General features: G+C 34.7%; 10 protein-coding genes and 1 pseudogene. 5 read left to right on the top strand and 6 right to left on the bottom strand.

What is annotated here, in order from left to right:
- Both V7083_RS18370 and V7083_RS18365 read right to left on the bottom strand, forming a co-directional pair.
- Positions 1 to 234 (bottom strand): CBO0543 family protein (locus V7083_RS18370; protein ID WP_335480610.1); only part of this gene is annotated, 234 nt, incomplete at its 3' end.
- Positions 231 to 722 carry a CBO0543 family protein gene (locus tag V7083_RS18365; protein ID WP_335480608.1) on the bottom strand — a complete coding sequence of 164 codons (492 nt, stop codon included), beginning with the start codon at positions 720 to 722 and terminating at the stop codon, positions 231 to 233. The genes V7083_RS18365 and V7083_RS18370, both read right to left, overlap by 4 nt.
- A gap of 575 nt (positions 723 to 1,297) precedes the next feature.
- Between V7083_RS18365 and V7083_RS18360 the strand changes: the two genes are divergently transcribed.
- Positions 1,298 to 1,555 (top strand): hypothetical protein, encoded by a 258-nt coding sequence (locus tag V7083_RS18360; protein WP_335480606.1) that lies wholly within the window; start codon positions 1,298 to 1,300, stop codon positions 1,553 to 1,555.
- 1,388 nt (positions 1,556 to 2,943) lie between these two features.
- Entirely contained in the window at positions 2,944 to 3,165 is a 222-nt protein-coding gene (locus V7083_RS18355; protein ID WP_335480604.1) for a hypothetical protein, read from the top strand.
- 163 nt (positions 3,166 to 3,328) lie between these two features.
- Here the strand turns inward: V7083_RS18355 and hpaB are convergent, their stop codons facing one another.
- Positions 3,329 to 4,774, bottom strand: a complete 1,446-nt coding sequence (gene hpaB, locus V7083_RS18350) for a 4-hydroxyphenylacetate 3-monooxygenase, oxygenase component (RefSeq protein ID WP_335480602.1) — start codon at positions 4,772 to 4,774, stop codon at positions 3,329 to 3,331.
- Positions 4,775 to 4,999: 225 nt separating this feature from the next.
- Here hpaB and V7083_RS18345 point away from each other — a divergent pair, with 225 nt between their 5' ends.
- From V7083_RS18345 to V7083_RS18335, 3 genes and pseudogenes are all read left to right on the top strand, one after another.
- Positions 5,000 to 5,128, top strand: a complete 129-nt coding sequence (locus tag V7083_RS18345) for a YjcZ family sporulation protein (RefSeq protein ID WP_335480600.1) — start codon at positions 5,000 to 5,002, stop codon at positions 5,126 to 5,128.
- A 517-nt stretch (positions 5,129 to 5,645) separates the two neighbouring features.
- Entirely contained in the window at positions 5,646 to 6,491 is an 846-nt protein-coding gene (locus V7083_RS18340) for a M15 family metallopeptidase (RefSeq protein WP_335480598.1), read from the top strand.
- Between the two features lie 229 nt (positions 6,492 to 6,720).
- Positions 6,721 to 7,161, top strand: a pseudogene (locus tag V7083_RS18335) (cell wall hydrolase).
- 847 nt (positions 7,162 to 8,008) lie between these two features.
- Here V7083_RS18335 and V7083_RS18330 read toward each other — a convergent pair.
- Genes V7083_RS18330 through V7083_RS18320 form a run of 3 tightly spaced genes read right to left on the bottom strand, consistent with a single transcriptional unit; the run spans position 8,009 to position 11,824 of the window.
- A complete protein-coding gene (locus V7083_RS18330) occupies positions 8,009 to 10,465 on the bottom strand; it encodes an FtsX-like permease family protein (RefSeq protein ID WP_335480596.1) in 2,457 nt (818 codons plus the stop codon).
- Positions 10,465 to 11,253, bottom strand: coding sequence for an ABC transporter ATP-binding protein (locus tag V7083_RS18325; protein WP_438823744.1), 789 nt, complete (start codon positions 11,251 to 11,253; stop codon positions 10,465 to 10,467). The genes V7083_RS18330 and V7083_RS18325 overlap by 1 nt, the downstream gene beginning before the upstream one ends.
- A complete protein-coding gene (locus V7083_RS18320) occupies positions 11,246 to 11,824 on the bottom strand; it encodes a sigma-70 family RNA polymerase sigma factor (protein WP_335480592.1) in 579 nt (192 codons plus the stop codon). Before V7083_RS18320 ends, V7083_RS18325 begins: the two co-directional genes overlap by 8 nt.
- Between the last annotated feature and the right edge of the window lie 311 nt (positions 11,825 to 12,135).

The raw sequence follows: 12,135 nt of genomic DNA, 5'->3' as shown, positions 1-12,135 counted from the left end.
AGGATACACTATATAATGCAATGAAAAGCTCATGTTTGTCGCTTTATTAAATTCTCTATATGGAAACTCAATCAATCCAAACATCATTTGTATATATTCAACCAACCATGCTATTGCTTGAACAAATATGAAGGTGATCCAAGCTAACCTTTTACTATCAGTTGGAGTATATTTAAGCAATAAGTACAGTGATAAAATCCATGAACTTATTAATATTAGGACTTCTCTGTTCATTTTAACTCCACCCTAATTAGTCTTTTACGAAACCACCTATAAAATTTATGGTTTAAATAGAGGGATATTATTACTGTTCCTAGGGTCCAATACCACTTCCACTCATGATATTTAACCAGTCTTGTATTAGCTTCTAATAAAATCTCCATTACGGTAAAAAATCCAGCAAAGAATAAATAATACATCATTAATTCTAATAATTTTTTATTTCTGGGAAAAAACAAACTAAAAATAATTGTGACTACAGGGAATAAGAAGAACTCAAATGAAAAACTCGTCCTATTATATACATTTGCCTTTGGATACAATTGAATTGGGTATTCAATCCAATCCATTTCTACTGCAATTAAACCGGCTGGCCATGTAATGACTTGTAGAAATAAAAAGATAACCCAAGCATCTCTTACCTTTTCTTTCGGTACTAGCAGCTTTAGAGATATAATACTTAATACTAATATCCCTAATATAATCCATCTATCAAAATTCATTTAATCATCCTTTATCCTTTATTTTCAACTTAAATTAACTGAAGCTTATGGTAATGATGGGATGGCTGCGGCTATCCCGTTCTCGTTGCGAGTCTTGGAGGGCTAAAGGTAACTTTAGTCTTTAAGCGTAGGCAGTTTGATAGCGGGCCGAAAGACAAATGCTTGAAGAGATTGAGCTCCAAAAACGTTAGTAAACCGAGAGGGCTGATGCCTTACCTGACTCTAGAAATCAACATTTTATCCTTCGCAAAAGGCAAGAAGGATAAAACCTCTCTGGGGTCAGAGACCTCGGCACTTTATACATTGATATGATACGGGAACTCAGGAGACCCTCCCGGTCTTTTCTTTTTTTCTAGAAGAGTATGGTGTACAAGTGAAAACAAGAAAGGAAACCGAATGCAGTGTAGGGAGTCGAATAGCAGCGTAGTACCAATGAAGTTGGGTAATACGGATGGATGGAAGGCTAGCAACCAGTTATCACCCTTCCTTGGTACCCATTAACTACACAAAAAGGTAGGAATAATAATGGAAACAAAACTAATAAGATAGCAGAATTAGCAAAGTCTCAGCCTAAAATGAAATTTACATCACTTGCCCATTTATTTAATGAGCGATCATTAACACATTGTCTTTATGAACAGCCATATAGAATGACAACGGGTGTTAATGGAACAACTAAAGAACAATTCAGCGATAGCTTAGAAGAAAACATAACGGATTTGATAATAGACTTAAAGGTTAAAGCTATCGCCTGTTCTAGGAAGACGAATGTATATCCAAAAGCTCAACTCAGAAAAGAAAAAGAAAAGACCGTTGGGAATACCGGAACATGAGGATAAGAATGTACATAAAGGCATTACAAAAATACTAAACACTACCTATGAAATGAATTCCTAGACTGTTCACTTCCATTCTTTAAAGGCTAAATTATGGAAGTTTAATTTAAAAATTGGGCGGTTTGCGGACCAATGTGGGGAAAGAAAACAAGGAGAGTATCCAGTGAAACGTAAGCAGGAAGAAAATCCAAGGGAAACTAAAAGAATCGAAAGAATGGCTGAAGAAGAAGAGATACATAGATATTCATATGATATTTGATAGATTTAAACGTTCACTATTAAGTTACTACAACTATTACTGCATCACAGATAATACTCCAAGTGTAAACAACTTTAGAGACAAAATCGGATACTTACTGTTTTAATGTCTCAATAGAAGAAGTTAAAGAATATCCTTCATTTGGGATATAATCATATTATTTCTAAATAAATATCCACTAACATCACCAAAAATTAAAGTGAATATATATTCATTTAAAAAAAGATATTAGCTATATTATGTAAATGATAGCTAGGAGGGGCCGTGTGCCATAATAATGCAAGCACGGTTCTGATAGGGGGGCGACGTTCAATTTACCATAAGGTAGAAAAACTCCCTTCTTCTACTCAACTATTTTAAGAAGAAGTTGTTATTAAATGTTTTATTTGACCCAAAATACGACTCAAGAAAATCCAGTTTTACTTACTTGCTGGATTTTCTTGAGTTATGAATAATTGGAAGCCATAAATTACAAGGGCAAAACAAATGGTAGTGAAAAAGATGTCTTTTGGCTTAAAGTTAACCAATACAATCCAAATGTATAAAACGAAAATCCAGATGCTTACAACAAAAAAGGTCAAAAATAAAGCTCGAATCGTAAATGTGAACGCCCAGATCAATCTAGAGTAAAACTGAATGGTACAATTCCGAATGTCAGGAGCAGTGTTTAATATAGAGTTGGAGTCGGGGGAGAACAATGGGCGGAAACAATATCCCTCAAAGCAACCGAATAATTATTCCATCTTCCTCCAAAAAACCTATAGCCATAAACTCTAGATTCCCCGACAGTCGTCAAATAAAACCAGAAATTATCTCCATTTATAAGCCGCATATACGTGAAATGATACAAACAATGTTGAAGACCCAAGGGATTTTGGGCATAGGGTGACATTTGTCGCAAATAAACCATAATTCGAGGTTCACTCCTTATTGAAATTAGACATATAACCAATTTATGCTCAGATTAAAGCTTGGATTGGATGTATGCCCGGTAGCCTCAGGTTAGCTTAAATAATTACCCTATCCGCATTTGTCATATAATATTTTAAGATTCAGAACGAATGCCCAGGAATTTATCCCAAATATGCATATGCTTAATGTAAATTAATTGAGGAGGATGAACGTCATGCTTAATTATAATGCTTTTAGTCCAACATATGAGAGGATTGGTCCAGGGCATGGTTTTGGAGGTCCAGGTATAGGTGCCCCTGGTTCTGGAGTTGGTTTTGCTCCAGGTCTTGGTTTTGGCGGACCGGGCTCTGGACTTGGTTATTATCCAGGTCTTGGTTTCGGGGGTCCAGGCATTGGCGGCTACCCTTACCCTTATTCATTTTATCCATACTATTAATATTATTTAAATTTGCGGATAAAAGAGTCCAAATAAAAAAAACAACTTCTATGAAACAGGGGTTCTACAAGAGTAGAATCGCCTGTTTTTTGTTGGGAATGGTGAAAGTTTTGATTTATGACAGAAGGCTACTGCATAAAAATAACAATTTGTTCAGATACCCTTAATTTTTTAATTTTAAAAATTTGATAATATCTTCAACATGTTGCTCCTTTATATAGTTTCTGTATAGGTTACTTGATAATCGAACAGGGTCTCCAAAAAAAAATCTTTCATACTGGGTTTGCCTTGTACCGAAGGAACTCATTGTAAGATCCCATGCCAAACGAAATTGTTTCACACGGTCCAAAGAGTTCATACCAGCTGCTTGAAGATATTGGTCAAGCTCTTGTCTAATTTCAGAATCAAAGGTATTTTCTGTTGGTAAAGATATCATTCCGCTTGCACCAATGATCTGTATAATCTCGCTAAAACGGGGATAAATCCTTGGAAAAATGTTACTGGCAACTTGTAATGGTATCATACTTGGACGCATAAATCCCCATTGATCTAATTCAGCATCATTTTCTGCCTTTTCTAAGAGTGCTTTCATGGTTTCAAGACCAATGATGATTTCGGAAAGTTTTTTATGAATATGTTGATATTCCCCAACATTTATTGTATCAACAAGTAGTTCAGCCACTCCAAGAAAAAATTCGGTTTTCACAATTTGTCTGATTACCACTTGATGATAAGCGAATTGGTAAAAGGAGCTTTCAGCCAGAAAATCGGTTGCTGCCTCTACGTTGTCGTAATAAAATACACGATCCCATGATACCAATACATTGTCAAAAACAACAATGGAATCCATTTCTTCATATCTTGAACTTAAGGGATAATTAAAGGAAGATTTTCCCCCGACAAAAGATTCCCTGCAGAAAAATTTTAATCCTTCCGTATTAGATGGAATAGAAAATGCGAATGCATCACTAGGATCCAAAAACACTCTTGGAGCAGAAAAAACTAAAACTTCATCTGTCAAACCACCTTGAGTGGCAAGCAAGCGGGCACCTTTTATCACCAGTCCTTTTTCATTTCGTTCAATTACCTTCGCAGAAATGGGATCATTGGTAAATCCCAAATAGACTTGGGAACGATTTACTTGAGGAGTAATAAATGTATGTGTAAACGAGAGGTCGTTTTCCATAGCCCTTTCGTACAAGGATTCAATATTTTTAGGGAAACAATTGTCCCTCCCCTTTAAAATGGAGGCTGAGGAGGCAAAGCTCATCAGTACAGTATTCATATAATCAGGACTTCTTCCCATCATTCCATGTGTGTTTTTTGCCCAGTATTCCATCATCTTTCTTCTTCTCATTAAATCTTCTTTTGTTTTTGGCTGCAGATAGGATATCCCAATAGGTTCTTCTTTATCAGGTAAAAAGAAAGTCATCTCCTCTTTTAGAAGGGGGTCATTTTGTACATCATAAAGGGAAGCTTTTTCATTAAGAATTCCTTTAAAAGCAGGATGCTCAGAAATTTTTCCCTTAATTTTTTCACCATCAAACCAAATTTCGTTTTCTAACTTATTTAAACGATCAATAAACTCTTTTCCGCTAATGGTTCCCATTTTATATTCGCTCCTTTGTTGCAGCATCCCGCAAAAACCGAACTAGCAAAGCTAGTATCATCTTATTGGATAAGTTGGTTGTTAGTTCCTATTGGAAAAGCCTTGTTTTAAATTAAGGAAAATGGACAATACACATCCTGAATTAGTTTGTCCGCATACTTTTCCTCATTAAATTTTAGTTAAAGGGTCTTTACCTCCATAACTTCTACCATATTTTTATAATGAATGAGTCTAAAGGGAGAAAATGAATTGTTTGGACATGGTTATGGCGCTTGGGGATACGGCTGCGGTTTCGTTTTAATCGTTGTTTTGTTTATCTTGCTGATTATCGCAGGAGCAACGGTCTGCTACTAATTAAAAATACAAAAAAGCCCTTTAGGGGGCTTTTTTATGTTACTGAAACATTCATCAGCAAAAGGAATCAAGTTTTAACCAGAGCAGATAGATTAACTATATCCATGGCTCTAGATAACAAGGCGAGGTATGCTAGTGTCCTTCGCAATGGTATGTTCAACTTAGTTAATAGATATATAAAACGTTGTTTCAATCAACCAATTCATTTGTAATGGCTAATGTATTTAATTTGTGTAGTTTTTGAATTTACACTTCTTGTATGAAAAAGTTTCAAGCAGGGAAGCTTCTGCACCCTGATTTTTTTGTTTTTTACCTTAGGATCTATTGAAAGATAGAAAAGATGATAAGTAAGAAAAAATTAATAATTAATTACCAAGAATTAAGTCGAAACAAACGGATAGAATAAACAAATATTCTTATCATTTAAGGCTTCAAGGTAATTTCAAATATTTTTGAAAATTACTTCATTAGGTCTTAAAATTTTACATGAATGTTATCTTTAAGGAGCAAAATTCTTATGAAAAAATTTTTAGTCACATGGTTCATCTTAATTTTTTGTGGTGTTACTGTCGGTTGTAAAAGAGACAATTTTGAAACAACTACACCAAACGAATTAAATAAGAAACAATCAATTAGAACACTTGACAATTACCCAAATTCTACTCAAAAAGCGAAACAACAGTCTAATCAAATGTCATACCAATACCCATTAAACATTTCTACGACCACCTATTTACGTAAAGAAAAAAGACCCGATGGAAAAGTGGTAAATGTTACAAATTACCCGTCATCCATAGGTGTTATAGTGAACAAAAAAATTTACTTACCTAAGAACTATGTACCAAAGGATTTAATTTACCCTAATACTACTTTTCTTTTTAAAGAAAAGGTGGAAAAACGGAAGTTAAGAAGGGAAGCTGCTCTACAGCTTGAAAAGATGTTCACTGCTGCCAAAAAGGATGGCATTAATTTGAGTGGTGTTTCGGGGTATCGTTCTTATGCCACACAAACAGTAGTATTTAATAACTATGTAAAAAGGGATGGTTATCAAAAAGCAATAACATATAGTGCTATTCCGGGAACAAGTGAGCACCAAACTGGGTTGGCCATTGATGTTAGTGGCACCGACGGCAAGTGTGCAGTAACTTCATGTTTTGCTGCAACAAAAGAAGCGAAATGGCTTGAAAAGAACAGTGCAAATTACGGATACATTATAAGGTTCCCTAAAGGAAAAGAACATGTGACTGGCTATAAATATGAGCCTTGGCATATCCGCTATGTTGGAACGGGAATTGCAAAAGATATGCAAGCTCGTGGGCTAACCTTAGAAGAGTATTTCGGTATCTTCCCGATTCTTAAGTAAATGTTCACGCTTTATAATTAAAAACAGGAGGCTTCAATTGAAGTTACTTCTGTTTTTTGTTTGTTTTTGAATGCTCTAAGTATATACAAAGTGTGTAATTGCATGGAAATTCGAACAGTCTATGACATGGTGTTATCAAGTATCAGGTGGAAATTGCTTTTTCTTGGTTAACTAAACCAGCTATAACATGGATGTGGTTTTTTTTCATATCTTATTTTGGGGTGATAAAATGCCAAGAGTAAATAATCGAAGTTACGAGGTAGATGAAATGGCAAGGATGATGAGAGCGGAAGCTGAAGGTGAAGGAAAACAAGGAATGCTATATGTTGGAAATGTTATAGTGAACCGTGCTGTAGCAGCTTGTTTGGACTTTAAAGATGTTAACACAATACATGATGTAATATTTCAAGTGCAAGGTGGAAATTATTCATTTTAAGCTGTTCAAAAGGGAAATGTTTTTTATCAAAGAGCAAGAACATTTGAAAAAAGGTTAGCAAAACAAAACTTGGAATATTGGAGAGATCACCCAGCGAAATATGCATTATGGTATTTTAATCCACATGCTCCATGTCCTCCCACATGGTACGGTCAACCTCATTCGGGTCAATTTAAAGAGCATTGTTTTTATAAACCAAAGTCTGGAACATGTGAAAGTGTTTATAACGGTTAAGCTTTCTAGAAAACCTATAATACCATTGAGAGCTAAAATTAAACAGTGAGGTTGCTGAGGTGATCCATTTTATTCACACGACTAACGGCAGGTTAATTTAAAAAAAGAGAAGGATTGACCAAAAGGAATGCTAGCACCGGTTTGATATGCCCCGTAAATGTCAATCTTACATTTACGAGGGTTTTTTTATAATTGGAGGAGTAATCATATCGAATTCTGAAAGGTTTAAAACAAGTTTACGAGCACAANNAATTAAATTCATTTCTTAACAAGAAAAGGATAAACCACAAACGAAAATAGATTTTTTGATTTTTTCTAAAAGATGTTGGATATGAACTTTTTTCTATTGGAAAAACAAGTACTAAGAGGGATAGAATAACCAATTTTAATTTTTCTCTTGGACAAAGGGAGACAAATATAGGAATAAAGTTATATTATTCATTGAAATAGACAACGAATAACCAATATTGAATGCAAGGATGGATAATGGATAAATATAACGATATGATGAAATAAAATACCAAATTTTGGTCCCGACTAAAAATAAAGGAGGGAAGGACAAAAATAAAGAAAAGACTAGCACATAAAAATAATTGTGTAGTGACACAAACGTTGTAACATCGAAAATGGCGGTAAATTCTAGATTTGTATTTATTAAGTATCAATGTTTGTGTCATTCAATCTTGACACAAACATTGATACATTTATGATTTTTGACATAAACAATGATAAATTTCAGTCGGACATCAAAGACTCTATGAACCTTACTCCAAATTCCTTCCCAAGTTCAATCAACAAACATTACCTAATAAACGATTTTAGGTGACATACTCATTCATATTATTCTCTATATATTTTTCATCTCAATCGCCAGTTTACTTCGGCTTATCCAGTAGCCTTGTACTGTAAAAACTAGAAGTGTTGAGATGAGTAAGGAAAGGCTGACGATTGTAAGTGTAGAAAAATCAAACATAATTCCTCCACTTGGATCGATGATGGCTAACAAACGTGTTAACAGCAGTCCTAAGATTGTACCTGTCGTTAAACCATACAGTACAAAGGACAATACTTGTGTAAGGATGAGTTTCATCAAACCATTCGGTGAAAGTCCAATGAGCCGTTGGATCGCGTAGTCATTACGCTTCACATAAATGGTATGAAGTAAAGTTTGAATAACTCCAATGCTTGTTGCTGCAATTAATACGATAAATACCCCCACAAATAGACTCCAGCGCTGATAAAACATATCATTTGCTTGCTCAATCATCGTTTCTTTATCGCTTAATTGGAAAGTAGGGTACTGTTGTAAGATATCTTGTAATTGTGCTACTGCCTGTTTTGTATCTGACGTTTCGACCATGATTTCGTCAATCATCGGAGGTGCCTGTTCCGCAATCGCTGATGACCAATCAATATACACATCGGCAAAATTCAGCGGTTCTGGGATAATGGCTAATACATGTTGTTTGCCAGTTGCTGGCTCTGGTGAAGATAAAACAAAGAACTCAATTGGTAGTGAATCTCCCACTGAAAGATGATATTTATCAGCAAATTGTTTGGTAATAATAACACCCTTTGTTAAATCACCGTTAACCGGTTTGATTAGATTGAGCTTGATAAATTTTGCAACATCGATTGTTGCATAATCACTGTTAATGAGGTTGCCTTTATGTTTAAAACTTAACCCATTAATATCACTTTTTGCATATGCATAAGATATGGAAGGCAGATTTTCTATTTCTTCTAAAATAGAAGGTGCAATAGACGGATCCCTTATTTGATTTTTTAAAATGATAGATGTTTTATATCTTTCATTAATATAGCTTTGCTCGTTAAATTGAATGGTTTTTAATAAAGAACTGCCAAATATTAAGATGACCATCAAGCCGATTAAACTGAGAACAACTGTTGAATTCCGTTTGATTTGCGGCAACAATTGCTGGCAGGCCATATAAACCTCTTTTCCGAATATAGACCGTACTGGCTGTAAAGCGATATTTATTAACGCTTTAAAAATAAACGGAATGATAAGAAGGACCACTCCACATAAAAGCAGTGAACCAATGATGATGAGTAAAGGCCCTTTACCATCCGCATTTTCAACCATTTGTCCTGTAAACAAACATAAAAGACCAATGAGGGTCATCACACTTGCAACAATCTTTTTCCAAACAGTCCATTTCAACAGAACATTTTCGTTGTCACTCTCAATTTGTAATGGGAGCAGCTGTGTTGCTTTTCTAACCTGCCATTTTGTAAAGAGTTGGAGAAAACAAAAACTGGCAATCGCGATAGCAAACACAAGAACTACTGGGAAGTCAGTTTTTGCCATAGGTAATGATAATAATGTTACCAGTTGTGGTAACCAAACTTTAATGATCAGCACACCGCAGGTAATCCCAACTATGACACCAAATAGGATAATAGCAGATAGCTGAGTGTTTATGATACGCCCAATTTGCCTAGAAGAACCACCCAAAGATCTCAAAACCATCAATTGTTCCTTTAATTTATAGAAAAGCAATTGGAATGTGGAGAGTAATAACATGCCTGTAATGATTAAAATAAAGACCGATAAAACAATGATAAAAATCATTAAAGACTGCAAGTTTTGTTTTACAAAGTCACCGTCGTTTGTAATATCAACCCTTAAAGATTTATCCAGTTGTTTAAGTTTCATACCAATAGCTGATGGATGATCTGCTGTAATTAAAGCGAATAAACCCTTTGATTCATTGTTTGCATACGGCATCCACTGTTTCACGATTGAATTTGGCAAAAGAGCGAAATTCGTTGTTTCGGTAGCTTTCATGGTTGGTAATATTTCTTTTATGATAAAAGCTTGATTTTGAACGAGAACATGATCCCCGAGTTTTTTCTTTAAAACCCTCGCCAATCCCTCAGATAGGATAATATTATTCGACTTTAAATCCGTGGAAAAATGATAACGGCTTTTTACCAGTTCATCATTCTCAACACCAAGCGTATAAATGAATTCCATATTATCTACTGTTGTATGTGTCAAAGAAATGGGGGAAATCGTGTCGACTCCTTCAATTGATTTTATTTTGTTAAGTAGGTCTATAGAAAGTGTTTTTCCTTGTTCGGGATTGTAACCAACTGTTAAATCGGCATCTCCAAACATGGCGTGAATTTCCTCTTTCATTTGTACATTTGCATTCCATATATAAAGGCTCATCGTCATGATTAAACAAATAGAAATAGAGATAATGCTAATACTTGTGGCAACATGCGCCCAAGCTGCACGAAAAAGTTTCATAGCAATACTGCGCATTGTAAACATTAGCGTTCACCTCGGGTGCACGATTTGAACTTTGCTAAAATATTGTCTAGGTCTTCAAAAGCTTTAATATTTTGATAGGAATCAACAATGGTACCATCATGGAAAAAAAGAACTCTGTTTGCGAAAGTTGCAACATAAGGATCATGTGTAACAAGTAAAATGGTTTGATTCATGTCTTTTTGTAACTGTACGAGAAGTTGTAAAATATCATCGGTTGTATTGACATCTAATGCACCTGTTGGTTCATCCGCCAGTAAAATCGGAGGATTCGTAATAATGGCACGGGCAATGGCAACACGTTGTTTTTGTCCACCAGATAATTCATGAGGAAGGTGTTTATGCCAAGCTGAAATTTGTAACTTCTCCATTACCTTTTGTACGCGAATTTTAATTTCCTTACTCGGCACGTCATTTAATATGAGTGGCAAAGCAATATTGTCTTCAACAGACAAATCCTTTAACAAATGAAAGGATTGAAAAATAAAGCCGATATTTTCCTTCCTGAAATTAGAAGCATTCGGTTCCTTATACACTTTATTCGCTTGCTTACCAAATAAAAAAAGCGCACCTTCTGTTGGCTCATCAATTGCACTAATCATATTTAGAAGTGTGCTTTTTCCTGATCCACTCGTTCCCATAATGGCAACCATTTCTCCTTCATAAATGGTGCAATGGATATTTTTTAAAGCTGTAACATTATGTTCCTTCTGTTTAAAGACTTTTGTCATACCTTCAATTCGTAATACTTCGGATAATCGCCTTTCTGGGACTGGAATTGCATCAATCATTTCTTTCAACGGATTGAACCCATTCATCGATATACGCCCCCTTTAACTGTTGTCGTAAAGTTTGCAAACCTCTCCGAATATGCGTTTTCACAGTACCTTCAGGACATTGTAAAATGGCAGCAATTTGACTGACGGAATAGTCCTGATAAAATCGCAATAACAGTACGGTTTTATAATTTTCATTAAGCTGATAGAGTGCTTTCCACAAATCGAGATGTTCTTCAATATTGGTATGGGATATTGTTCTTAAATTTTCAATGTCCGCTGGTTCAACAAGATCAAAATTTTTCCGTTTAGATATGTATGTTTTACAACAATTAATTAATATGCGTGTAATCCATGTAGAAAAATATTCTGGTTCATTAAGCCTTGGTAACCCTTCAAATGCACGAATGATTGTTTGCTGGTAAATTTCAACGGCATCATTTTCATTTTGTACATACACATAAGCCATTCGGTAGAGTTCTGTCTTTTTTTGATTAATAAGAAGATAAAAGGCTTCCTCATCGCCATTTTTCGCTTGTTCAATAAGCGAAACTTGATTCGTAATAATGGAAACTCCCCCTTTCAATTATTAGACTCTATTAAGCAATAGTTTCGATTCAAAAATTTAAACATTTTTAGAAAATTTTTAACATAATACTTGATGGAACGGATTAGTTCGATAAACTGTTGCTTATTTCCAGTGATCATATTAATATTTTCATATACATAGAATTTCTATATACATAAAATAACTAAGTATTATAGTGTAAATTAATTAAAATCTTTTAATAAAAATGGGGGAGAGCAATGGAAAGAATTGCTTTGGTTTTGTGATTTTTTATATACTCGTTACAGTATCCTGGATAGCAAATTCACCATATTTATTTTCAATGTGGG

Source organism: Bacillus sp. JJ1764 (assembly GCF_036962145.1).
In the GTDB taxonomy this organism is placed as follows: Bacteria; Bacillota; Bacilli; order Bacillales; family Cytobacillaceae; genus Neobacillus.
This window is presented reverse-complemented; position numbering and strand designations above follow the sequence as displayed.

Coding starts and splice junctions, on each gene's coding strand:
- V7083_RS18365 (WP_335480608.1), bottom strand. CDS start 722: ATGAATTTTGATAGATGGATTATATTAGGGATATTAGTATTAAGTATT.
- V7083_RS18360 (WP_335480606.1), top strand. CDS start 1,298: ATGAAATTTACATCACTTGCCCATTTATTTAATGAGCGATCATTAACA.
- V7083_RS18355 (WP_335480604.1), top strand. CDS start 2,944: ATGCTTAATTATAATGCTTTTAGTCCAACATATGAGAGGATTGGTCCA.
- hpaB (WP_335480602.1), bottom strand. CDS start 4,774: ATGGGAACCATTAGCGGAAAAGAGTTTATTGATCGTTTAAATAAGTTA.
- V7083_RS18345 (WP_335480600.1), top strand. CDS start 5,000: ATGAGTCTAAAGGGAGAAAATGAATTGTTTGGACATGGTTATGGCGCT.
- V7083_RS18340 (WP_335480598.1), top strand. CDS start 5,646: ATGAAAAAATTTTTAGTCACATGGTTCATCTTAATTTTTTGTGGTGTT.
- V7083_RS18330 (WP_335480596.1), bottom strand. CDS start 10,465: ATGTTTACAATGCGCAGTATTGCTATGAAACTTTTTCGTGCAGCTTGG.
- V7083_RS18325 (WP_438823744.1), bottom strand. CDS start 11,253: ATGATTGATGCAATTCCAGTCCCAGAAAGGCGATTATCCGAAGTATTA.